At 63.2% G+C, this 22630-nt stretch carries 19 protein-coding genes; 10 read left to right on the top strand and 9 right to left on the bottom strand.

The annotated features are described in order from the left end of the window. Positions 1 to 3 precede the first annotated feature (3 nt). A complete protein-coding gene (locus tag AC27VQ_RS06895; protein WP_488715721.1) occupies positions 4 to 783 on the bottom strand; it encodes a gamma-glutamyl-gamma-aminobutyrate hydrolase family protein in 780 nt (259 codons plus the stop codon). A gap of 454 nt (positions 784 to 1237) precedes the next feature. Between AC27VQ_RS06895 and AC27VQ_RS06900 the strand changes: the two genes are divergently transcribed. The 6 genes from AC27VQ_RS06900 (at position 1238) to AC27VQ_RS06925 (ending at position 8038) form a co-directional block, all read left to right on the top strand. Continuing rightward, positions 1238 to 3547 (top strand): putative bifunctional diguanylate cyclase/phosphodiesterase, encoded by a 2310-nt coding sequence (locus tag AC27VQ_RS06900; RefSeq protein WP_488715722.1) that lies wholly within the window; start codon positions 1238 to 1240, stop codon positions 3545 to 3547. Positions 3548 to 3726: 179 nt separating this feature from the next. Further along, a complete protein-coding gene (locus tag AC27VQ_RS06905; RefSeq protein WP_313525730.1) occupies positions 3727 to 4497 on the top strand; it encodes an N-acyl amino acid synthase FeeM domain-containing protein in 771 nt (256 codons plus the stop codon). A 251-nt stretch (positions 4498 to 4748) separates the two neighbouring features. Then, positions 4749 to 4973, top strand: a complete 225-nt coding sequence (locus AC27VQ_RS06910; RefSeq protein ID WP_117370600.1) for an aa3-type cytochrome c oxidase subunit IV — start codon at positions 4749 to 4751, stop codon at positions 4971 to 4973. A gap of 89 nt (positions 4974 to 5062) precedes the next feature. Continuing rightward, on the top strand, positions 5063 to 6217 hold the full coding sequence (locus AC27VQ_RS06915) for a Re/Si-specific NAD(P)(+) transhydrogenase subunit alpha (RefSeq protein WP_488715723.1): 1155 nt from the start codon (positions 5063 to 5065) through the stop codon (positions 6215 to 6217). Then, positions 6217 to 6627 (top strand): NAD(P) transhydrogenase subunit alpha part 2, encoded by a 411-nt coding sequence (locus tag AC27VQ_RS06920; protein ID WP_488715724.1) that lies wholly within the window; start codon positions 6217 to 6219, stop codon positions 6625 to 6627. The genes AC27VQ_RS06915 and AC27VQ_RS06920 overlap by 1 nt, the downstream gene beginning before the upstream one ends. Positions 6628 to 6637: 10 nt before the next feature. Further along, on the top strand, positions 6638 to 8038 hold the full coding sequence (locus tag AC27VQ_RS06925; RefSeq protein WP_421593924.1) for an NAD(P)(+) transhydrogenase (Re/Si-specific) subunit beta: 1401 nt from the start codon (positions 6638 to 6640) through the stop codon (positions 8036 to 8038). 121 nt (positions 8039 to 8159) lie between these two features. On the opposite strand, the gene AC27VQ_RS06930 is transcribed toward AC27VQ_RS06925, so the two are convergent. Together AC27VQ_RS06930 and rpsU are read right to left on the bottom strand one after the other, a co-directional pair. Beyond that, positions 8160 to 9044, bottom strand: a complete 885-nt coding sequence (locus AC27VQ_RS06930) for a tetratricopeptide repeat protein (protein ID WP_488715725.1) — start codon at positions 9042 to 9044, stop codon at positions 8160 to 8162. A gap of 317 nt (positions 9045 to 9361) precedes the next feature. Beyond that, positions 9362 to 9592 carry a 30S ribosomal protein S21 gene (gene rpsU, locus AC27VQ_RS06935; protein ID WP_313525744.1) on the bottom strand — a complete coding sequence of 77 codons (231 nt, stop codon included), beginning with the start codon at positions 9590 to 9592 and terminating at the stop codon, positions 9362 to 9364. A gap of 439 nt (positions 9593 to 10031) precedes the next feature. On the opposite strand from rpsU, the gene AC27VQ_RS06940 reads away from it, so the two are divergent. From AC27VQ_RS06940 to AC27VQ_RS06955, 4 genes are all read left to right on the top strand, one after another. Further along, positions 10032 to 11285, top strand: coding sequence for a sarcosine oxidase subunit beta family protein (locus tag AC27VQ_RS06940; RefSeq protein WP_244762481.1), 1254 nt, complete (start codon positions 10032 to 10034; stop codon positions 11283 to 11285). 64 nt (positions 11286 to 11349) lie between these two features. Further along, on the top strand, positions 11350 to 11694 hold the full coding sequence (locus AC27VQ_RS06945) for a sarcosine oxidase subunit delta (RefSeq protein ID WP_488715726.1): 345 nt from the start codon (positions 11350 to 11352) through the stop codon (positions 11692 to 11694). Continuing rightward, a complete protein-coding gene (locus tag AC27VQ_RS06950) occupies positions 11691 to 14684 on the top strand; it encodes a sarcosine oxidase subunit alpha (RefSeq protein ID WP_488715727.1) in 2994 nt (997 codons plus the stop codon). Before AC27VQ_RS06945 ends, AC27VQ_RS06950 begins: the two co-directional genes overlap by 4 nt. Beyond that, complete coding sequence (locus tag AC27VQ_RS06955; RefSeq protein ID WP_488715728.1) at positions 14677 to 15225, top strand: sarcosine oxidase subunit gamma; 549 nt, start codon at positions 14677 to 14679, stop codon at positions 15223 to 15225. The genes AC27VQ_RS06950 and AC27VQ_RS06955 overlap by 8 nt, the downstream gene beginning before the upstream one ends. Before the next feature lie 2 nt (positions 15226 to 15227). On the opposite strand, the gene AC27VQ_RS06960 is transcribed toward AC27VQ_RS06955, so the two are convergent. The 6 genes from AC27VQ_RS06960 to glgC form a co-directional block, all read right to left on the bottom strand. After that, positions 15228 to 15800, bottom strand: a complete 573-nt coding sequence (locus AC27VQ_RS06960) for a GNAT family N-acetyltransferase (protein ID WP_488715865.1) — start codon at positions 15798 to 15800, stop codon at positions 15228 to 15230. Beyond that, the gene (locus AC27VQ_RS06965) at positions 15749 to 16237 is read right to left on the bottom strand and encodes a MaoC family dehydratase (protein WP_488715729.1); all 489 of its coding nucleotides are present in this window, start codon (positions 16235 to 16237) and stop codon (positions 15749 to 15751) included. Before AC27VQ_RS06965 ends, AC27VQ_RS06960 begins: the two co-directional genes overlap by 52 nt. A 63-nt stretch (positions 16238 to 16300) precedes the next feature. Beyond that, on the bottom strand, positions 16301 to 18271 hold the full coding sequence (gene glgX / locus AC27VQ_RS06970) for a glycogen debranching protein GlgX (RefSeq protein ID WP_488715730.1): 1971 nt from the start codon (positions 18269 to 18271) through the stop codon (positions 16301 to 16303). 1 nt (position 18272) lies between these two features. After that, positions 18273 to 19904 carry an alpha-D-glucose phosphate-specific phosphoglucomutase gene (locus AC27VQ_RS06975; protein ID WP_488715731.1) on the bottom strand — a complete coding sequence of 544 codons (1632 nt, stop codon included), beginning with the start codon at positions 19902 to 19904 and terminating at the stop codon, positions 18273 to 18275. 3 nt (positions 19905 to 19907) lie between these two features. Next, positions 19908 to 21347 (bottom strand): glycogen synthase GlgA, encoded by a 1440-nt coding sequence (gene glgA, locus AC27VQ_RS06980; protein WP_313521830.1) that lies wholly within the window; start codon positions 21345 to 21347, stop codon positions 19908 to 19910. A 7-nt stretch (positions 21348 to 21354) separates the two neighbouring features. Beyond that, a complete protein-coding gene (gene glgC, locus AC27VQ_RS06985) occupies positions 21355 to 22617 on the bottom strand; it encodes a glucose-1-phosphate adenylyltransferase (protein WP_313521832.1) in 1263 nt (420 codons plus the stop codon). Positions 22618 to 22630 lie beyond the last annotated feature (13 nt).

The raw sequence follows: 22630 nt of genomic DNA on the forward strand, positions 1-22630 counted from the left end.
GACCTATTCGGCCGCCGTCCGGTGCATCAGGCCCTGCTTGGAAGCCGCATAGTCGCGCACGGCCTCACCGAAGGCGGCGAAAAGCTTGTTGGAGGGCTGGTCGGAGCCGATCCAATATTCCGGATGCCATTGCACGCCGACCGCAAAGGCCTTCGCACCGATGACGGAGACGGCCTCGATCGTGCCGTCTTCGGCGACGGCTTCCACGGCAAGGCGCGGTGCCCGTTCCGAGATGGCCTGACGATGCAGCGAGTTCACCTGCACGTCACCCGCGCCGACGATGCCGGCCAGGCAGCTGCCTTCCTTGACCGACACCGTCTGGCGAATGCCATAGGCGACGTCGAGAACCGGTGTGTCAGGCTTGCGGTGATCCCACATGCCCGGCTGATCCTGGATTTCGTTGGCGAGCGTGCCGCCGAGCACGACGTTCAGTTCCTGAATGCCACGGCAGATGGCGAGCAGCGGAATGCCGCGCTCCAGCGCCCGCTCGATCAGCGGCAGGCTTGTCGCGTCGCGCGCCCGGTCATAGGGACCTTCGGCATTGGTTGCTTCCTTGCCGTAGAGCGAGGGGTGCACATTGGTGCGCGAGCCGCTGACGAGAAGTCCGTCCACCCGATCGAGAATGCCGTCGAAGTCGTTGTCGTCCTCGAGGGCGGGCACGAGAAAGACGGTGACGTCGGCGCCCTTCACGGCGGCGCGGACATACTGGTTGGGTGTGGCCTGCCAGACGTTGCCTTCGATCTCCCTGATATCGGCGGGGATGGCGACGACGGGTTTCGACATGATGGGCTCCAGAAAAGAAATACCAAAACAGGATTTGATATCAAATCTCGTTTCAGTCAATTCCCCCTTTCAGGCGAAATGACGGCGAAAATGCCTAGGGGGCGGTGGGAAGTCTAGGACCGGCGGCCGGAACTGACAAGATTTTACGATTTGGTGTGTGCAGGCTGTTAACCACGCATTTGCAAACAGCGATTGCACGCGTGAGAATTTTTTGCCGTAGCCACGCGCAATACTGTGTCGCCTTGGAGTCAGGAAGTTGCGCCTAAAGCTTATGAAAAGTTGAGTCTCATGTCGGGAGAGCCCGGTTTCTGCAATATTGGGTTGAGTACCTCTTCCCTCGGTTGAACCGGCGTGCAATAATCCCTGCGGTTACCCTCGTTATTGGGTAATTTCCCGAAATCATTCATTAAATGTTGGCCGGTAACCCTCACTCGTCATAGGGAGTGCCGAGTCCATGAAGGATAAGGGTCAAAACACACTGCCAGCTGATGTGTACTTTTCGTTCGTCAGCTCGCTGTACGGGAATCGCCAGACCCTTTTCGTGGGCATGATTTCGCATGTCATCACGTTCTCCTTCGTTTACGCCAAGACCGCCGATCCGTTCTTTCTCGCCTGCAGCGCGCTGGTCGTGCTCGTCTGGTCGTTGCGCGCGCAGGGCATGCGCCGCTTCGACCGCGTGGAGAAATCGGCGCTCGACATGGACGGCATCCGCTTCTGGGAAAACTGGTACAACACCGGTGCCGTCGGCACGACGATCGTGCTCGGCTCGGCCTGCGGCTACAGTCTTCTCGTCAGCCGCGACAGCTTCGCCGAGCTCGCTTGCATTTCGGTGACGCTCGCCACCATGGTCTCGGTCGTCGGCCGCAACTATGGTTCGCGCCGCGCCGTGGACTATATCACGCTGTCGGCCTGTATCCCGATGGTGCTCGGCTTCCTTGGCCTGCAGGATTTCTACCATGCGGTGCTGGCCGTCCTCATCCTGCCCTTCATCCTGACGACGCGCATGATGGCGAACGGCGTACGCGCGTTCCTCTATGAGAACGTGCTGGCTGCACGCGAGATCTCGACGATCGCCGACCGTTTCGATACGGCGCTGAACAACATGCCGCACGGCCTGTTCATGCTGGACGCCGATCACCGCATCCTCGTCGCCAACCGCCGGGCCTGCGAACTTCTGCATCTCGGCAGCCAGGAGCGGCTGAAGGATTGCCATCTCGACGTCGTCCTGCGGTTCGGCGTGCGCAACACCTTCTTCAACGCCGATCAGAGCAAGGCGATCCTGCGCCAGCTCGACGAACTCCTGAGAGGCGAGCGTTCGCGCGCGCTCGTGCAGGTGACGGACGGGCTCTATCTCGAATTCACCGCCTCGACGCGTGAAAACGGCGGCGCGGTCCTGATTTTCGAGGATGTCACGGCTCGCGTCAGGGCAGAAAACAAGATCCTGCACATGGTGCGCTACGACAGTCTCACCGGCCTGCCAAACCGTACCTATTTCGCCGATCTCGTCCAGGAATCGCTGGCCGAGCGCAGGAAGCCCGGCACGGTCGGTTTCATGGTTCTCGATGTCGATGACTTCAAGCACGTCAACGACATGAAGGGCCACGTCACCGGCGACCGGCTGCTCTGCGCCATCGCCGAGCGCGTGCGCCGTCTGGCCGGCGACAAGGTTCTGGCCGCCCATCTGATGGGCGACGAATTCATCCTGTTCTTCCCCAACGAGGGCAACCGCCGCGACCTCGAAACGCGCATGCGCCGCGTCCATGAGCAGCTGCGCGGCACCTATGCCGTCGATGGTATGACCCTTCAGGTCTCCTTCTCCGCCGGCAGCGTCACCGTGCCGAGCGAGGACTTCCGGCTGGAGGAAATGCAGATCCGCGCGGACCTCGCGCTCTTCGAGACCAAGTCGCGCGCCAAGGGCGGTTTCACCCTGTTCGAGCAGGAGATGGATGCGCGCTATGTCGACCGGCAGAAGCTGAAGGACGACCTGCGCAAGGCCATTACCGACAACGCGCTGTCGGTCGCCTATCAGCCGATGTTCGTGCCGGATGGTTCCCGCATCGAATGCTGCGAGGCGCTGTCGCGCTGGACGCATCCCGAGCGTGGTCCGGTCGCGCCGAACATCTTCATCCAGATCGCCGAGGAGATGGGCATCGTCTCCGACATCACGCGCTTCATGATCATGCGCGCCTGCGCCGACTGCGCGACCTGGCCTTCGCATATGAGCGTGTCGGTCAATCTCTCGGTGCAGGATTTGCGCGGCACCGGCATCGTCGATCTCGTCGGGGAGGCGCTTGAGGCGGCGGGGCTGGAGCCGCACCGACTGCATCTGGAAGTCACAGAAAGCTGCCTGATGGAAGAGCCTGTGAAGGTGCAGGCGATTCTTCAGGAATTGCGCGCCCGCGGCATCACGATTGCCATCGACGATTTCGGCACCGGCTATTCCAGCCTCAGCTATCTCGACCAGCTGCCGCTTGATCTCATCAAGATCGACCGTTCCTTCGTCCGCAACATCGGCGAGGACGCCCGCCGCTTCAAACTGCTGCGCGGCACCGTCAACCTGTCGCGCGAACTCGGCCTGCGCATCGTCATCGAAGGTGTGGAAACGCAGGAGCAACTGGCGCTCATCAACAAGTATGAGTGTGCCGATCTCGTGCAGGGTTACGTTTTTGCGGCCCCGATGTCGCTTAGCGCCCTGCGCGATCTCTACGAAACGCTCGGCGGCACGCCCGGCAATTCCCACCGCAGCGGTCGCCGCGTCGCCTGATTTTCTTCAGCTTTTTTGCGCAGCGTATGAAATCGATACGCTATATCAGCTTCTTCAAAATTAGCGTTAACCAACTATTAAGGTTAATGAATGGTATTTTACACAAATTGTCGTATATCGACGATTGTAGGTGACGGCAGCGCGGTGGCTGCCGGCTTTCAATCGGGGATGTGCGCGCAATGGCGAGCGTGGATACGGCGACCAATCGTTTTTCGGACAAGCTTCTGGAACTGCTCGACCGGGTGGAATACCGCCGGGTGGAAACGGGCGAGGACATGGAAGAGGTCGCGCGCATCCGCTTCAAGGCCTACAAGATGGCCGATATCCTGCCGCTCAAGGGCAACACGCTGATCGACGACATCGATTTCGACAGCCATGCCTATGTCTTCGGCATCTATTACGAAGAGCGCCTGATCTCGACGGTGCGACTTCACCATGTGACGCCGGAGCACCGCGTCAGTTCGTCGGGCTCGATCTTCCCGAAGGAGATCAACGCCTTCCTCGACGCCGGGATGTCGCTGATCGACCCGGTGCGCCTGGCCGCCGATCCGCTGGTCCTGCGCGAAATGCCGGCGATCCCGTATCTCACGCTGCGCATCGCCACCATGGCGACGGACTATTTCGCCGTCGACCGCTGCCTGCAACTCGTCAAGCCGCAGCACGCCGCCTTCTACAAGCGCGTCTTCGACGCCGACACGATCGTCGAGCCGCAGAAGGATTGCGGCGATTACAACATCGATCTCACGCTGATGGCGACCCGCACCAAGGAAACGCTGCCGCCGCTCTACAAGCGCTTCCCGTTCTTCAAGTCAGAACCCTATGAGCGCCGTATGATGTTCGCGCGCGGCGGCGATATGCCGTTCAGCCCGCTGACCGTGCGCCCGACCGCCCGCCGCGCCCATTTCGGCCATGGCCAGATCGAGATTTCCGGCAACGCCTACGCAGGCTGAGACACGCGTAATGATGTCGCAGACGGGCTGGTTTCGAAGGAAACCGGCCCGTTGCGTTTCGGAAACGATACAGGGCTGAAACCAGCCCCGTCCTTGCCGTTGCGCTTTGTCTATCCATTGTGTATGGCCTGAAAGACATTGCGCTTTCGCGCATGAGGGAAAGCGGACCGCGCTTGGGTCCGGGGAATATTAGGCGCTCGTCGGGTGGAGAGTGTTCCGGCTGGGAGCGCAGGTGCTTAGGAGAAGGTACTATGGCTGAACATCATTCCGGACCGGTGGAAATGGGCGCTCCGATGGATTACCCGGAGCATGAGAAGACCTACAACCTCTTCATCGCCGGCGCCAAGTACGGAACGCTGTTCTGCGTCGCCCTGTTGATCGCCATGGCTGCCGGTTTCTTCACCAGCGCCGGCTTCTTCAGCGCGCTGCTGCTGCTCATCATCCTCAACGTCGTCGGGTTCATCCTGCTCCGTTGATCTAAAAATCTGCATTTCATTTGCAGCTTATTGCGGCGCCGTCCGGCGCCGTGATCCAACACGGCCAGTCTCGGGGGGAGGACCACGGTTTGAGTCAGTGTGTTTTTATAGCACGGGAAAGCGATGCAGCGGAGGGCCGCGTCGCGGGCTCCGTTGAAACAGTCAAGAAAATGAAGAGCCTTGGTCTCGACGTGCTCGTCGAGACCGGTGCGGGGCTTCGGTCCCGAATCCTGGATGCCGATTATGAGGCTGCCGGGGCGCGCATCGTGGGGGCGGGCGAGGCGAATGCCGCTGACGTCGTCCTGAAGGTGCGCCGGCCGACCGCGGCCGAGATCGCGACCTACAAGTCTGGCGCCATCGTCATTGCCACGATGGATCCCTATGGCAATGAAACCGCCATCGCGGAGATGGCCAATGCCGGTCTCACCACCTTCGCCATGGAATTGATGCCGCGCATCACGCGGGCCCAGTCGATGGACATCCTGTCCTCGCAGGCCAACCTTGCCGGCTACCAGGCCGTCATCGATGCGGCTCATGAATTCGACCGCGCCATGCCGATGATGATGACCGCCGCCGGTACCGTTCCGGCAGCAAAAGTCTTCGTCATGGGGGCAGGCGTTGCCGGCCTTCAGGCCATCGCCACGGCTCGCCGCCTCGGCGCCGCCGTCTCCGCCACGGACGTTCGGCCGGCCGCCAAAGAACAGGTTGCCTCGCTCGGCGCCAAGTTCATCGCCGTCGAGGACGACGAGTTCAAGGCCGCCGAAACCGCCGGCGGTTACGCGAAGGAGATGTCCAAGGAATATCAGGCCAAGCAGGCCGCGCTCGTTGCCGACCATATCGCCAAGCAGGACATCGTCATCACCACGGCGCTGATCCCCGGCCGTCCGGCCCCACGTCTCGTGACGCGCCAGATGCTGGCCGCCATGAAGACAGGTTCCGTCGTCGTCGACCTCGCGGTCGAACGCGGCGGCAATATCGAGGGCTCCGAGCCCGGCAAGGTCGTGGAGGTCGAAGGTGTCAGAGTCATCGGCTATCTCAACGTTCCCGGCCGCATCGCGGCCTCCGCCTCCGCACTCTACGCCAAGAACCTCATCACCTTCCTCGAGACCATGGTCGACAAGGAAACGAAATCGGTTTCGGTCAATGTCGAGGATGAACTCGTCAAGGCGACGATGCTGACCAACGGCGGCGCCGTTGTGCATCCGAACTTCGGCGGCTCCGTTCGGCAAGGGGAGGGTAAGTGATGGCGAAAGAACTTCTCGACAAGGCAATCACCGATCTCGAACGTGCCGTGGAAGCGGTTCGCGCGGCGTCCGAATATGTGCCCGATGCGGCTGCCGCCGCAGCCCACGGTGTTTCCGGCGGCGCTATCGATCCCTTCGTCTTCCGTCTGGCGATCTTCGTGCTGTCGATCTTTGTCGGCTACTACGTCGTCTGGTCGGTGACGCCGGCGCTGCACACGCCGCTCATGGCCGTCACCAACGCGATCTCCTCGGTCATCGTCGTCGGTGCGCTTCTGGCCGTCGGTATCTCGCTCTCCGGTGTTGCGACCGGCTTCGGCTTCGTCGCGCTCATCCTCGCCTCCGTCAATATCTTTGGCGGCTTCCTCGTCACCCAGCGCATGCTGGCGATGTACAAGAAAAAAGAGAAGTGAGGGCGGCCCGATGAACGTTAACTTCGCAGCCTTCCTCTACCTCGTTTCCGGGGTGCTCTTCATCATGGCGCTCCGCGGCCTGTCGCATCCGACGACCAGCCGCCGCGGCAATATGCTCGGCATGATCGGCATGGGCATCGCCATCGGCACGACGCTGCTGCTCGCGACGCCGTCCTTCGGCGGCCTCGTGCTCATCGTGCTCGGTCTTGCCATCGGTGGCGGTGCCGGCGCTTACATCGCCCGCTCAATCCCGATGACCTCGATGCCGCAGCTCGTCGCCGGTTTCCACTCGCTCGTCGGCCTCGCCGCCGTGCTTGTGGCTGCCGCAGCGCTCTATTCGCCTGTTTCCTTCGGCATCGGCCAGATCGGCGAGATCCACGGCCAGGCGCTCGTCGAAATGGCGCTGGGCGCCGCCATCGGCGCGATCACCTTCACGGGCTCGATCATCGCCTTCTTGAAGCTCGACGGGCGCATGTCCGGCAAGCCGATCATGCTGCCCTACCGGCATGTCATCAACATCGTGCTGCTGGCGGCGATCGTCTTCTTCATCGTCGGCCTGACGCTGTCGGAAAGCCATTTCGACTTCTGGCTGATCGTCGTCCTGGCGCTGGCGCTCGGCGTTCTGCTCATCGTGCCGATCGGTGGCGCCGACATGCCCGTCGTCGTTTCCATGCTCAACTCCTATTCGGGTTGGGCGGCAGCCGGCATCGGTTTCACGCTCGGCAACCTCGCGCTCATCATCACCGGCGCGCTGGTCGGCTCTTCGGGCGCGATCCTGTCCTACATCATGTGCAAGGGCATGAATCGCTCGTTCATCTCCGTCATTCTCGGCGGCTTCGGCGGCGACAGCGGTGCGGCGGCGAGTGACGACGGCGTACAGCGCACGGTCAAGCAGGGTTCGGCCGACGATGCGGCCTTCCTGATGGCCAATGCCTCCAAGGTCATCATCGTGCCGGGCTATGGCATGGCGGTGGCGCAGGCGCAGCATGCGGTGCGGGAACTCGCCGATGCGCTGAAGAAGAACGGCGTCGAGGTGAAATACGCGATCCATCCGGTCGCCGGCCGCATGCCGGGCCATATGAACGTGCTGCTCGCCGAGGCGAACGTGCCCTATGACGAAGTGTTCGAGCTTGAGGACATCAACTCGGAGTTCGCCCAGGCCGACGTCGCCTATGTTATCGGCGCTAATGATGTGACGAACCCGGCGGCGCGTGACGACAAGTCCTCGCCGATCTACGGTATGCCGATCCTAGATGTCGACAAGGCCAAGACCTGCCTCTTCGTCAAGCGATCGCTCGGCTCCGGTTATGCCGGCATCGACAACACGCTGTTCTACAAGGACGGCACGATGATGTTGCTCGGCGATGCCAAGAAGATGACCGACGATATCGTCAAAGCCATGAACCACTAAAACATACCCCACGCCGAAGCATCGGTTCGGCGTGGGGTAAGGCAATCAAGCGAATACTCCGAAATGAAAAAAGCCCGCGAGAGGATCGCGGGCTTTTTTGTGTCGGTCATCGCGCCTGATATCAGCTCGGCTGTGCGCCGCCTTTTGCGCGCGCGAGGCCTGCCTTGGCCGGGGCATAATTCGGGTCGAGGCGCAGCGCCTGCGCATAGGACTTCGACGCCTTGTTCATCTCGCCGCGGCGTTCATAGATCAGCGCCTGGTTCGCCCAGGATTCCGCGAGCTTGCCGTCGAGGTTGATGGCGGTGTTGAAATCCTGGAACGCGTTGTCGTCGTCGCCCTTGGCTGCATAGGAAATGCCTCGGCCGTTATAGGGTTCGGCCGAGTTCGGCGAAAGCGAGATGGCCTTCGAGAAGTCCTCGATCGCCTTGTCGTGCTGGCGGCGCGCCTGGAAGATCAGGCCGCGATTGTGGTAGGCGCGCGGATCGGTCGTGTCGAGCTCGATTGCCTTGTTGAAGTCGCGGAAGGCTTCGTCGAGACGACCGGCCTGGCGATAGAGATTGCCGCGGCCGATATACGCGACGTCATAGCTCGGGTTGAGCTGCAGCGCGGTGTTGTAGTCCGCGGCCGCCTGCGCCTGGTCGCCCATGTTGCGCTCGACGAGCGCGCGGTTGGCATAGGCCTGGTAGAAACGCGGCTTGAGTTCAATGGCGCGGTTGAAATCATCCAGCGCCCGGCGATGTTCGCCGGCGCGGCCATAGGCCGAACCGCGCACGTTGTAGGCTTCCGGATCCTGCGGGTTGGCGGAGATGACGGCCGAAAGCGAGGCGATGTTTTCCTGCGAGCCCTGGGCGCGCTCCACCTTCAGCACATCCGTCGAGGTCGTCGACTGGCAACCGGCCAGAAGGAGCGCAAGCGACGTGGCGGCCACGGCGGCCATCAGGGGGCGGCGCATGCGGGCAGCCGAGGAGGGGAGACGATCGATCGGGAACCCGGTAGATGCAGCCATATCCAAGTGCTAATCCTCAAAATGAGCGTCTTCCACGCCTCATGCGTGAAGACATACGCTACGGCCTCCACGGCGCGCATCTGTTATGATGCATAGGGACGCCGTGGTCTTTTAACTTGCCAATTTTGTCTGAAATCGACATCGATTTCAGACAAAATTGGCGGGCCAATTCCGGCAAGGTTCGTAGCGATATCGCCCGGAATAGCACGGAAAGGTCTTTCACTTCCGTGAAAATCTTCCGGTCGCATTAAAAAAGGCGGCGGCGAAATATTCGCCCCGCCCGGTCTTGCATCCGAAAGCGTCGAAAAGGCGACCGATTAACGGGCGCCCGGACGAGCGGTGACGCCGCCAGCTTCGCGCTGGGCGCGCTTGCGGGCCAGCTTGCGGACGCGACGAACGGCTTCGGCCTTTTCACGCGCACGCTTTTCAGACGGCTTTTCGAAATAGTCGCGCATCTTCATTTCACGGAAGATGCCTTCACGCTGCATCTTCTTCTTGAGAGCGCGGAGAGCCTGATCAACGTTGTTGTCGCGGACAAGTACCTGCACGAGAATCCCGTTCCTTTGGTTTTGTAAGCCCCGCGAGCACAGGTCGCCAGGCAAATAGATTGCGTTCGCACAGCTCGCAGGCTGGCAATTGGCGGGTCGGATACCAGAAGCCGACGGGGAAGTCCAGCCTGAAGCGCCCGCATGTTAAGGATATTTGCGCCGAAGCACCGCAAGCCCGATGCATAAGGGGTGCGAGGGTGCTTTGGAGAAGGCTTCTAAGTCTCCGACTTTTCAGGAGCGCGCGGTGGCCGGTCGAGTTCTCTTTCGAGATATCCGGTGCTTTCAAGGCAAACATCAAACACGCGACACCGGCCATGTCGCATGTGGTACAAGGTGCGCCTGAATGCGTCGCAAAGGATACGGCGTCGGGCCTCAGGATTTGCTTTCTATCGAGGCAGGAAACAGCCGGCTGCGGCCGGCGAGCGTTTGAGGATACGGGATGCGCAAATATTCGGTTTTCGCCGTGGCCCGCGAGGCGATGCGTGGCCACAAGGGATGGGAGGCGCAGTGGACCTCGCCCGAGCCGCGCAAGGAATACGACGTGATCATCGTCGGCGGCGGCGGCCATGGTCTTGGCGCGGCCTACTACCTCGCCAAAGAGCATGGCATCACCAATATCGCCGTGATCGAAAAGGGCTGGCTCGGCGGCGGCAATACCGGCCGCAACACGACCATCATCCGCTCGAACTATCTCTATGACGAGAGCATGGATATCTACGAGCACTCCCTGAAGCTCTGGGAAGGCTTGAGCCAGGATCTCAACTACAACGTCATGTATTCGCCGCGCGGCGTGATGATGCTGTCGCACAATGTGCATGACAAGCAGTCCTTCCAGCGCCACGTCCATGCCAACCGTCTCTACGGCATCGACAACGAATGGCTGACGCCGCAGCAGGCGAAGGAGTTCGTGCCGGTTCTCGATATCTCGGCCTCCGCCCGCTATCCGATCAACGGCGCCGCCCTGCAGCGCCGCGGCGGCACGGCCCGCCACGACGCCGTCGCCTGGGGTTATGCCCGCGCGGCCTCCGACCGCGGCGTTCATGTCATCCAGAACTGCGAAGTGAAGGGCATCCGCCGTGGTCCCGACGGCGCAGTGACGGGTGTCGAGACCTCCAAGGGCTTTATCGGCGCCAAAAAGGTCGCCGTGTCGGCCTCCGGCCACAACTCGGTCATCCTTTCCATGGCCGACGTGAAGCTGCCGCTGCATTCCGTTCCGCTTCAGGCGCTCGTTTCCGAGCCGATGAAACCGATCTTTCCCTGCGTGGTCATGTCCAACTCGGTGCATGCCTATATCTCGCAGTCGGACAAGGGCGAGCTCGTCATCGGCGCCGGTACGGACCAGTACAATTCCTACTCCCAGACCGGCGGTCTGCAGATCATCACGCACACGCTGGACGCCATCTGCGAACTCTTCCCGATGTTCCGCCGCGTCAAGATGATGCGTCAGTGGGGCGGCATCACCGATAACACGCCGGACCGTTCCGCGATCCAGGGCGTCACGCCGGTGAAGAACCTTTTCGTCAATTGCGGCTGGGGCACCGGCGGCTTCAAGGCGACGCCGGGTTCGGCCCATCTCTTCGCGCATCTCATCGCCAAGGGCGAGCCGCACCGGCTGGCCGCCGGCCTGACGCTCGATCGCTTCCGCACCGGCCGCCTCATCGACGAGGCCGCGGCCGCGGCCGTGGCGCACTGATATCCCATTTCACCCGCGCGTCCGGCGGCCGAAGGGCCGGCCGGCGCGGGACAGGAGAAACCCGATGCTTCTCATCTACTGCCCCTACTGCGAGGAAGAGCGCTCCGAGCTCGAATTCCGCCATGGCGGCGACGCCCATATCGCCCGGCCGACCAATATGGCCGATATTTCCGACGAGGAATTCCAGGAGTTCTTCTTCCTGCGCGACAACCCGAAGGGCCTAATCTTCGAACGCTGGCGCCACATCCATGGCTGCGGCCGCTTCTTCAATGCGGCGCGCGATACGGTGAGCGACAAGTTCTACCTGAGCTACAAGGCCGGCGAGCCGAAGCCGGACATTCCCGGCGTGACCACCGCTACCGAGAAAACCGTCGAAACCTATGAAGCCACGGAAGGAACCGCGAAATGAGCGGTGCTAATCGCATTGCCGGTCAGGGCCGCCTGACGCCCGCCAAGACGGCGCGTTTCACCTTCGACGGAAAGACCATCGACGCACTGGTGGGCGATACCGTCGCCTCCGCGCTGCTCGCCAATGGCGTGCATCTCGTCGGTCGTTCGTTCAAGTATCACCGCCCGCGCGGCATTCTCTCGGCCGGTCCGGAAGAGCCGAATGCGCTGATCGACGTCTCCCGCGATGCCGCACGCCGCCAGCCGAACGTGCGCGCGCCGGTGCAGGAAGTCTTCGACGGCATGAAGGTGGAATCGCAGAACCGCTTCCCCTCGCTTGCCTTCGATATCGGCGGCATCAACAACCTGCTGTCGCCGTTCTTCGCCGCCGGCTTCTACTACAAGACCTTCATGTGGCCGAAGGCCGCCTGGGAAAAGGTCTATGAGCCCTTCATCCGCAAGGCCGCCGGTCTCGGCGTTTCGCCGACGGAAGAGGATCCGGACCATTACGCCAACCGCTACGCCCATTGCGACGTGCTGGTCGCCGGTGCCGGTGTTGCCGGTCTTTCCGCAGCCCTTGCCGCCGCTGAAGCCGGCGCTCGCGTCATTCTCGTCGATGAACAGCCGGAAGTCGGCGGTGCGCTGCACTACGACACGTCGGTCAAGATCGACGGCCGGAACGGCTACGATTGGGCGCAGGCGACGGCTGCCAAGCTGAAGGCGATGGAGAACGTTACCGTTCTCACCCGCACGACGGCTTTCGGCTACTACAACCACAATTTCGTCGGCCTCGTCGAACGCGTCACCGACCACCTCACCAAGCCGGACAAGAAGCTGCCGCGCGAGCGTCTGTGGCAGGTCCGCGCCAAGCGCGTGATTATCGCGACGGGTTCGATCGAGCGTCACATGGTGTTCGCCAACAACGACCGTCCGGGCATCATGCTCGCCTCGGCCGCGCGCACCTATCTCAACCATTTCGGTGTTGCCGTCGGCCGCAAGGTCGGCGTCTATACGGCAAGCGATTCTGCCTATGAAGCAGCCTTCGACCTGAAGCGTGCCGGCGTGACCATCGCCGCCATCGTCGATAACCGCGAAAAGCCCGGCGATGCCGTGCTGACCGAAGCCCGTAAGCTCGGTATCGAGGTTCTGACCGGTCACTCGGTCATCGACACCAAGGGCAAGCTGCGCGTCTCCGCCATGTCGGTCGCCCGCAACGGTGGTGGTTCGGCCCGGTCGATCCCGGTCGATGCACTGCTGATGTCCGCCGGCTGGACGCCCTCCGTGCATCTGTTCTCGCAGTCGCGCGGCAAGGTGGCCTATGACGCCGCCTCCGGCCGCTTCCTGCCGGGCACCTATGCGCAGGATTGCCTTTCGGTCGGTTCGTGCAACGGCACGGACGGCTTGCAGGCGACCATCGAGGAATCGCTGGCGGCCGGCGAGTTGATGGCGCGCGCCACCGGTAATGAAGGCGGCGGCAAGGTCGAGCTTCGTGGCGAAAACGCCTTCGAATGGACTGGTGGCATGGCAGGCAGCGCGGAAGGCGCTGGCATCGACACGACGGTCAAGGCTTTCGTCGACTTCCAGAACGACGTCTGCGCCAAGGACATCCGCCTTGCCGTGCGCGAGGGCATGCACTCGATCGAGCATATCAAGCGCTTCACCACCAACGGCATGGCGACGGACCAGGGCAAGCTGTCCAACATCCACGGTCTCGCTATTGCCTCGGAAGTGCTGAACCGCGAGATTCCGAAGATCGGCCTGACCACCTTCCGTGCGCCCTATACGCCGGTTACCTTCGGCGCGCTGATCAGCCATTCGCGCGGCGACCTGTTCGATCCGGCCCGCAAGACGCCCATGCATGCCTGGGAAGAAGCGCATGGCGCCGTCTTCGAAGACGTCGGCAACTGGAAGCGCGCCTGGTATTATCCGCGTTCGGGCGAGACGATGCACGATGCGGTCAACCGCGAGTGCCGCACGGTGCGTAACGCCGCCGGCCTGTTCGATGCCTCGACGCTCGGCAAGATCGAAGTCGTCGGCCCCGATGCCGCCGAGTTCCTGAACCTGATGTACACCAATGCTTGGGACACGCTGAAGCCCGGCCGCTGCCGCTACGGCATCATGCTGCGCGAAGACGGCTTCGTCTATGACGACGGCGTGGTCGGGCGGCTTGCCGAAGACCGCTTCCATGTCACCACCACGACGGGCGGTGCGCCGCGCGTCATGCATCACATGGAAGACTATCTCCAGACGGAGTTCCCGCATCTCAAGGTCTGGCTGACCTCGACCACCGAACAGTGGGCGGTCATCGCCGTGCAAGGCCCCAAGGCGCGCGAAATCCTCGAGCCGCTGGTCGAAGGTATCGACATCTCGAACGAAGCCTTCCCGCATATGAGTGTTCGCGAAGGCAAGATCTGCGGCGTGCCGACCCGGCTCTTCCGCATGTCGTTCACCGGTGAAGCGGGCTACGAAGTCAACGTTCCCGCCGATTACGGCCAGGCCGTCTGGGAAGCGATCTGGGCACGGGCCGAACCGCTCGGCGCTTGCGCCTACGGCACGGAGACCATGCACGTGCTGCGTGCCGAAAAGGGCTATATCATCGTCGGCCAGGACACCGACGGCACGGTCACGCCGCACGATGCCAGCCTCAGCTGGGCCGTCTCCAAGAAGAAGACGGACTTCGTCGGCATCCGCGGCCTGAAGCGCCCCGATCTCGTCAAGGAAGGCCGCAAGCAGCTTGTTGGCCTTCTCACGAAGGATCCAAACGTGGTTCTGGAAGAGGGCGCGCAGATCGTCGCCGATCCGAACGAGCCGAAGCCCATGAAGATGCTCGGCCACGTGACGTCGTCCTACTGGTCGGAAAATTGCGGCCGGTCGATCGCCATGGCGCTCGTCGCCGGTGGGCAGGCCCGTCTCGGCCAGACGCTCTATGTGCCGATGCCCGACCGCGCGATCGCGGTCGAGGTCAGCGAAATGGTCTTTGTCGACAAGGAAGGAGGCCGCCTCAATGGCTGATCAAGCTCTTCGCAAGGCGCCGCTCGCCGGTCGCCATGGTGGTTCTGCCGGTGCGCGCGTCACGCCCGCCGGCCCAGCAACGCGCCTTGCGCTGCGCGCCGGCCCCGACGCCATCGGCACGCTGTCGCTGGCCTTCGGCCTGGAACTGCCGCAACGCCCGAAAACCTCGGCCTCCATCAGCGGCCGTCATGCGCTCTGGCTCGGTCCGGACGAATGGCTGCTGATCGACGAGAACGGTGCCGACCTGATGGGCATCGCCTCGGGTGTCTCGGCGCTGCACTCGGCGACCGACGTCTCCCACCGCAACACGGCGATCCTCGTCTCCGGCTCCAATGCGGCTGAAGCTATCGCGGCGGCCTGCCCGCTCGATTTGGGCATGTCGGCCTTCCCAGTCGGTGCGGCAGCCCGCACGGTTCTCGGCAAGGTCGAGATCGTGCTGCTGCGCACGGGTGAAGAGGATTACCGCGTCGAGTGCTGGCGCTCGTTCTCGTCCTATGCCTTCGGCATGCTGGTCGAAGGCGCGGAAGACGCCAGCCTCTGAGCTCAGAGAAAACGGTAGAAAAACAGGGCTGTCTCCCGCGTGCCGGGGGACAGCCCTTCGTATAGGTGCCGGTCGAAGCCGCCAAGCGTGAAGCCCTGGCGCAGATAGAAGCGGCAGGCGGCGACATTGTTCGTCTGTGTTTCCAGACGGATGCCGGGCAAGGCTTTTTCGTCTGCCCACTGGACCGCCTGCTGCATCAGTCGTTGCGCCGCCCCGGTGCCGCGCCATTCGGCATCCACGGCGATATCGTCGATGACGGCGAAACGGTTCCAGCCCACCGACAGCGCCAGATAGCCGACGGGTGTTTCATCGCCGAGAACGACGAACAGCGCCTTGTCCTCGCCGGACAGGATTTCCGCCAGCTCCGCCGGATCGAAGCCGTAGCTCTTTGGATAGGGCTCGACCGGCCGGGCATGCGCCAGCCAGTCGCCCTGGAAGGGCGGCGTTGCCTCGCGTGTGACGAGGAAGGAGAAGTCGCAGGCCTTGATGACCGTCAGGTCTTCGGCCAAAGCAGGGCGGACCTTCACACGTCGTCCGGCCGATCCTTCGGATCGAACTGGATGATGGTGATCCAGTCGGCCGTCAGCGCCGGCTTATGCTCATCCTCGATCTCGACGGTCACATCATAGCGGATCGTCACCATGCCGGCGCCGCGGAAGCGGGCTTCGGCGAGCAGAAAACGGCCGCGCACGCGTGCGCCGCTCTTCACCGGCGCCATGAAGCGCACTTTCTCGAAGCCGTAATTGATGCCCATCGTCTGCTCGATAATGCGCGGCACGCAATCGTAGTTCATCGCCGACAGCAGGGAGAGCGTCAGGAAACCATGGGCGATCGTGCCGCCGAAGGGGGTTTCGGCAGCGGCGCGCACCGGGTCGGTATGAATGAACTGATGATCTTCCGTCGCCACGGCGAAGCGGTCGATCATGGTCTGGTCGACGGTAAACCAGCGCGACAGGCCGATTTCCGTGCCGACAAGGGCGGTGATGTCCTTCAGATGAATGCTGTCTGGCATATGCTTTCCTGCCGCTCGATTCGGCGCCTCTTCTAAAGAGCCGGTTTGTCCGGGCAATGAAGTTCAGTGCTTTTCGACAAAAATTTCGACGCTGCGGGGATGAAGCAGGCCGACGGGCGGTTGGTTGACGGAGATGAGGCTTACCCAGCCGTGTCCTTCGGACGGCGGCAGAGCCAGTGCCTGCTCACCGTGCGTACGGTTGATGGCGATTGCGAGGCGAACACTTTGTTGCTGTTGAAGATCCGCCGTCCTGAAAAGTGCCAGCAAGGTGCCGTTGAACGGTGCTTCCCAGTCGGCGACGCTCATCGGATGGCCGGCAAGGGTCAGCCACTCCACGTCGCCGTCCCGCAGGAAGGCCGTCTCGGAGAGGGCGGGAAACCGCTTGCGGATCGCCGAGAGCATGGCCGTGTGTTCGATCAGGCCGTCGTCCAGGCGGTCCCAGTGCATCCAGGTGATCGCATTGTCCTGGCAATAGGCATTGTTGTTGCCATCCTGGCTGCGGCCGCCCTCGTCGCCGGCCGTCAGCATGAGGGTGCCGCGTGAGAGGAAGAGGCTGGAAAGCAGGGCCTTCACATCGGCGCGGCGGGCGGAAAGCACGGCGCCGTCGGTCGTGGCACCCTCCGCACCGTTGTTCCAGGAGTGGTTCTCGTTGTGGCCGTCCCGGTTGTCCTCGCCGTTCGCGCCATTGTGCTTCACGGTGTGGGAAACGAGATCCATCAGGGTGAAGCCATCATGGGCGGCAAGGAAATTGACGCTGCGCGTCTCCTCCCCGCCGTGGCGGGAGAAGATATCGGACGAGCCGGCAAGAGCGGTGACGAAGGCTCCGAGGCGGTGGCTGTCGCCGCGCCAGAAGGTTCTGGTGTCGTCGCGGTAGCGGTCGTTCCATTCGAGGAAGGGGGCCGGAAAATTGCCGAGCTGGTAGCCGCCGGGGCCGATATCCCAGGGTTCGGCGATCAGCACGCGGTCCTTCAGCAACGGATCGGCGCAGATTTCGGACAGCAGGGCCGAGCGGGCGGAGAAGCCATCCGCCTCGCGGCCGAGAATGGTGGCGAGGTCGAAGCGGAAACCATCGACGCCGGCATGGCGCACGAAATGGCGCAGGCTGTCGAGCACGAGCTGGCGCACGGCCGGGTGTTCGCCCGCAATCGTGTTGCCGCAGCCGGTGTCGTTGATCAGCTCGCCGGGGCGATCTGGCACGTGGCGATAGTAGGTGAGATTGTCCAGGCCGCGCATGGAGAGCGTGGCGCCATGGCGGTCGCTCTCGCCGGAATGGTTGAAGACGAGATCGAGGATGACGCCGATCTTCTCGGCGCGCAAGGCCGCGACCGTGTCGGCCAGCTCCTTCATGCCGCCGGGCACGAGGCGCGGATCGAGCGCCATGAGGGCGATCGGGTTATAGCCCCAGCTGTTGGAAAGGCCGAGCGGCGGCAGGTGGCGCTCGTCGATCCAGGCGGTGATCGGCATCAGTTCGACGGCATCGACGCCGATATGTTTCAGATGGGCAAGCACGGCGGGGTGCGCCAGAGCGCCGACGGTGCCGCGCATCGCCTCGGGCACTTCCGGATGCAGCATGGTGAAGCTGCGCACGGCGACCTCGTAGACGAAGCCGCCCGGGCGGAAGACCGGCGGCTCTATCGCGACGGGCCGGTCGCGCGTGACGACCGCCTTGGGCACGATATCCGCCGTCTCGATGCTGAAGACGGCGAGGCGGCCGTTATGCCGGAAGGCACGGTCCAATTGCTTGGCATAGGGATCGACCAGCAGTTTCGCGGGGTCGAACCACAGACCATGGTCCGGAGAGTAAATCCCGTCGGCGCGAAAACCGTAGCGCGTGCCCTCCGTGGCGCCTTCGACGAAGACGCGGTGGAAGCCGCTTTCGTCCCGCCCCATGGTGAGACGGGCGAGTTCCTTGTCGCCGTCATTGTCGAACAGGCAGAGATCGACGCGGGCAGCATCGCGGGAATAGACCGCGAATTCCACCCCGTCCCCGGAGAGCGTGGCGCCCGGTGCGAAGGAGGGGGCGGTAACGGTCATGTCAGGTGATCACCGTTGGCTGTGTGCGTCCGGTTCGCGTCTTGATGCCAGCGATCTCGTCTGCGACGGCGATGAGGTCGGCGAGCGCTTCCTGCGTGTCGATGTCGTGGCGTTTGGGATCGGGCTCGAAGCGCTCGATATAGACGCGCAGCGTCGCGCCCGACGTGCCGGTGCCGGAAAGGCGGAAGACGACGCGGGAGCCGCCTTTGAAGAGGATGCGGATGCCCTGGTTTTTGGAGACGGACTGGTCGACGGGGTCGTTGTAGGCGAAATCGTCCGCCGTCTCGACGGTGAGCGCGCCGAAGGATTTGCCGGGCAGGGTGGCGAGCTGGTCGCGCAGGTTGGCCATCAGGCCGTTGGCTGCGTCGGTATCGACTTCCTCGTAGTCGTGGCGGGAATAGTAGTTCCGCCCATAGGTCGCCCAGTGCTGTTCGACGATGGCGAGCACGCTTTCCTTGCGCACGGCGAGAATGTTGAGCCAGAGCAGCACGGCCCACAGACCGTCCTTCTCGCGCACGTGGTTGGAGCCGGTGCCGGCGCTTTCCTCGCCGCAGATCGTAGCGAGGCCAGCATCGAGCAAGTTGCCGAAGAATTTCCAGCCGGTCGGCGTTTCGTAGAGGCCGATGCCGAGTTTTTCGGCAACGCGGTCGGCCGCACCCGAGGTCGGCATGGAGCGGGCGATGCCGGCAAGGCCCTTGGCATAGCCGGGGGCGAGATGGGCGTTGGCGGCGAGCATTGCCAGGCTGTCGGAGGGTGTCACGAAGATGCCCTTGCCGATGATCAGGTTGCGGTCGCCGTCGCCGTCGGAGGCCGCACCGAAGTCGGGCGCATCCTCGGCCATCATGGTCTCGTAGAGGGCGCGGGCATGCACGAGGTTGGGGTCGGGATGATGGCCGCCGAAGTCGGGCAGCGGCATGAAGTTGAGCACCGAGCCCTTGGCGGCGCCGAGGCGGTTTTCCAGGATTTCCTTGGCATAGGGGCCGGTTACGGCGCTCATCGCGTCGAAGACGATGCGGAAGCCGCCGGCCAGCAGCGTGCGGATGGCGTCGAAGTCGAACAGGCTCTCCATCAGCGCGGCATAGTCGGCGACGGGATCGATGACGGTGACCGTCATGCCCTCGATCTCGTGGCTGCCTTCGATGTCGAGGTTGAGATCGTCGGCTTCGGCGATCCTGTAGCTGTCGATGACCTTGGTGCGGGCGAAGATGGCGTCGGTGATCTTTTCCGGTGCCGGGCCGCCATTTCCGATATTGTACTTGATGCCGAAGTCTTCCGTCGGGCCGCCGGGATTGTGGCTGGCCGAGAGCACGATGCCGCCGAAGGCCTGGTATTTGCGGATGACGTTGGAGGCGGCGGGCGTCGAGAGGATGCCGCCGCGGCCGACAAGCACGCGGCCGAAGCCGTTGGCGGCCGCCATCTTGATGGCGAGCTGGATGACCTCGCGGTTGTAGTAACGGCCGTCGCCGCCGATAACCAGCGTCTGGCCCGCAAACCCCTCTAGGCTGTCGAAGATCGACTGGATGAAGTTCTCCGCATAGTTCTTCTGCTGGAAGACGGGAACCTTCTTGCGCAGGCCCGACGTGCCGGGCTTCTGGTCGCTGTAGGGCGTGGTCGAGACGGTCTTGATGGTCATGGCTTACACTCGCGAAAGAAGGCTGGAATAGAGGTCGGCATAGCGCGCGGCGCTGTTTTCCCAGGAAACGTCGGACTTCATGCCCTGGTTCTGGATGCGGCCCCAGATTTTCGGCTCGTTATAGGCTTTGAACACTCGGCGTAGCGCCTGGCGAAGCCCGTCGGCGTTGACCGGCGTGAACTGGAAGCCGGTGGCGACGCGGGCGGAAAGGGCGGCTTCGTTGGCGTCGATGACCGTATCGGCAAGCCCGCCGGTACGCGCGACGACGGGAATGCAGCCGTAGCGCAGGCCGTAGAGCTGGGTCAGCCCGCAGGGCTCGAAGCGTGAGGGGATGAGGATGGCGTCGCTGCCGGCCTGCATGAGGTGCGACAGCGGTTCGTTATAGCCGATGACGATGCCGATGCGGCCGCGATGGCGGGAGGCTGCGGCCAGCAGCGCGCCCTCCAGCGCCTGGTCGCCGGAACCGAGCACGGCAAGCTTGCCGCCCTGCTCGACGATCCAGTCGGCGACCTCGGCGATCAGATCGATGCCCTTCTGCCATGTGAGACGGCTGATGATGCAGAAGATAGGGCCGGTGTCGTCCTCCAGGCTGAAACGCTCGGCGACGGCCTGCCGGTTGACGGAGCGCTGCTTCAGCGAGCCGGCGGCATAGGGGCGGGCGATATTGGCGTCGGTCTCCGGGTTCCACACGGCGGTGTCGATGCCGTTGACGATACCGATGAGATCGTTGGAGCGGGCGTTCATGAGGCCTTCGAGGCCCATGCCGTATTCCGCCGTCATGATCTCGTGCGCATAGGTCGGGCTGACCGTGGTGATCGACCAGGCGGTGCGGAGCCCGCCCTTGAGATAGCCGACATCGCCGTAATATTCGAGCCCGTCCATCGTGAAGGCCTCGGGCGGCAGGGCAAGCCCCGCGAAGATATCGGCGCCGAACTGGCCCTGGAAGGCGAGGTTGTGCACGGTGATGACGGTGGGAATGTGCTGCAACCCGGTATAGCGCATGTAGACGGCGGTCATCGCCGCCTGCCAGTCATGGGCGTGCACGATATCCGGCCGCCAGTCGGGCAGCAGGCCGCGAGCGATTTCGGCGCCCGCAAAGGAAAGTGCGGCGAAGCGCCGCCAGTTGTCGGTGAAATCCTTTCCCGTGGCATCCACATAGGGGCCGCCCGGCCGGTCGTAATAGGCCGGGGCGTCGAGCACGAGGATATCGAGGCCCTCATGCGTGGCGGCGAGGATGCGCGCCGGTTCGCCGAGCAGGTCGTCGAAACCGGCGACCACCTCGACCGCGCCCAGCCGCTGCATGACCGCGGGATAACCGGGCATGAGCGTGCGCATGTGCATGCCATGCCCGGCAAGCGCGATCGGCAGCGCGCCGGCGACGTCGGCGAGGCCTCCCGTCTTGATGAGCGGGAATACTTCGGATGCCACCGAAAGGATGTTCATGACCCGGCTAGAGCTCCAGCTTGTCGATCATCGGTTGGGTGATGAGGCAGATGCCGTTCTCCGAGCGGCGGAAGCGGCGGGCATCGAGTTCCGGGTCCTCGCCGACGACGAGGCCTTCGGGGATGACGACGCGGCTGTCGATGACGACGTTCTTGAGATTGGCATGCCGGCCGATCATGACGTTCGGCAGCACGACGGCCCCTTCCAGGCGCGAATAGGAATTCGCCCTGACGCCGGTGAACAGCATGCTGCGGTTCAGCGAGGCGCCGGAGATGATGCAGTCGCCCGAGACCAGCGAGGAGGTCGCAGATCCGCGGCGGTTCTCGTCGTCATGCACGAACTTGGCCGGCGGCTTGATCTCGGCGAAGGTCCAGATCGGCCAGGAGCTGTCGTAGATGTCGAGTTCCGGGGTGATGTGGGTCAGGTCGATATTGGCCTGCCAGTAGGCGTCGATCGTGCCGACGTCGCGCCAGTAGGCTTCGCGCTCGAAGTTCGAGCGCACGCAAGAGGAATTAAAGCGGTGGGCGACGGCTTTGCCGTTCTGCACGATATAGGGGATGATGTCCTTGCCGAAGTCGCGGCTCGACGTCGGGTCGGCGGCGTCGCGGCGCAAGAGGTCCATCAGGAACTTGGTGTGGAAGACGTAGATGCCCATGGAGGCGAGCGCGAAGTCAGGATTGCCGGGAATGCCCGGCGGGTCGGCCGGCTTTTCCACGAAGGCGATGATCTGGTCCTTTTCGTCTACATGCATGACGCCGAAGCCGGTCGCCTCCATGCGCGGCACTTCCAGGCAGCCGATGGTGACCTGCGCGCCGGAATCGACGTGCTGCTGGAGCATCAGCTCGTAGTCCATCTTGTAAATATGGTCGCCGGCCAGGATGACCATGTATTCGACGCCGTAATCCTCGATGATGTCGATGTTCTGGTAGACGGCGTCGGCCGTGCCCTCATACCACTGCGTCTCGGAGACGCGCTGCGAGGCCGGCAGGATATCGAAGCTTTCGTTTCGTTCGGGGCGGAAGAAGTTCCAGCCACGCTGCATGTGGCGGATCAGCGAATGGGCCTTGTACTGGGTGGCGACCCCGATGCGGCGGATACCGGAGTTCAGCGCATTGGAGAGCGCGAAATCGATGATGCGGGCCTTGCCGCCGAAATGCACGGCCGGCTTGGCGCGGCGGTCGGTCAGCTCCTTGAGGCGGCTTCCCCGTCCGCCGGCCAGGACATAGGCCATCGCGTCACGGGCGAGGGGTTGAATACGCTTTTGCTCCATAGTGTCGCCTCCC

The organism is Shinella sp. 20P9.1.1 (assembly GCF_057798995.1).

Excerpts from the sequence above, each read along its gene's own strand:
- AC27VQ_RS06895 (WP_488715721.1), bottom strand. The coding sequence starts at position 783 with ATGTCGAAACCCGTCGTCGCCATCCCCGCCGATATCAGGGAGATCGAA.
- AC27VQ_RS06900 (WP_488715722.1), top strand. The coding sequence starts at position 1,238 with ATGAAGGATAAGGGTCAAAACACACTGCCAGCTGATGTGTACTTTTCG.
- AC27VQ_RS06905 (WP_313525730.1), top strand. The coding sequence starts at position 3,727 with ATGGCGAGCGTGGATACGGCGACCAATCGTTTTTCGGACAAGCTTCTG.
- AC27VQ_RS06910 (WP_117370600.1), top strand. The coding sequence starts at position 4,749 with ATGGCTGAACATCATTCCGGACCGGTGGAAATGGGCGCTCCGATGGAT.
- AC27VQ_RS06920 (WP_488715724.1), top strand. The coding sequence starts at position 6,217 with ATGGCGAAAGAACTTCTCGACAAGGCAATCACCGATCTCGAACGTGCC.
- AC27VQ_RS06925 (WP_421593924.1), top strand. The coding sequence starts at position 6,638 with ATGAACGTTAACTTCGCAGCCTTCCTCTACCTCGTTTCCGGGGTGCTC.
- AC27VQ_RS06930 (WP_488715725.1), bottom strand. The coding sequence starts at position 9,044 with ATGGCTGCATCTACCGGGTTCCCGATCGATCGTCTCCCCTCCTCGGCT.
- AC27VQ_RS06940 (WP_244762481.1), top strand. The coding sequence starts at position 10,032 with ATGCGCAAATATTCGGTTTTCGCCGTGGCCCGCGAGGCGATGCGTGGC.
- AC27VQ_RS06945 (WP_488715726.1), top strand. The coding sequence starts at position 11,350 with ATGCTTCTCATCTACTGCCCCTACTGCGAGGAAGAGCGCTCCGAGCTC.
- AC27VQ_RS06950 (WP_488715727.1), top strand. The coding sequence starts at position 11,691 with ATGAGCGGTGCTAATCGCATTGCCGGTCAGGGCCGCCTGACGCCCGCC.
- AC27VQ_RS06955 (WP_488715728.1), top strand. The coding sequence starts at position 14,677 with ATGGCTGATCAAGCTCTTCGCAAGGCGCCGCTCGCCGGTCGCCATGGT.
- AC27VQ_RS06965 (WP_488715729.1), bottom strand. The coding sequence starts at position 16,237 with ATGCCAGACAGCATTCATCTGAAGGACATCACCGCCCTTGTCGGCACG.
- glgX (WP_488715730.1), bottom strand. The coding sequence starts at position 18,271 with ATGACCGTTACCGCCCCCTCCTTCGCACCGGGCGCCACGCTCTCCGGG.
- AC27VQ_RS06975 (WP_488715731.1), bottom strand. The coding sequence starts at position 19,904 with ATGACCATCAAGACCGTCTCGACCACGCCCTACAGCGACCAGAAGCCC.
- glgA (WP_313521830.1), bottom strand. The coding sequence starts at position 21,347 with ATGAACATCCTTTCGGTGGCATCCGAAGTATTCCCGCTCATCAAGACG.
- glgC (WP_313521832.1), bottom strand. The coding sequence starts at position 22,617 with ATGGAGCAAAAGCGTATTCAACCCCTCGCCCGTGACGCGATGGCCTAT.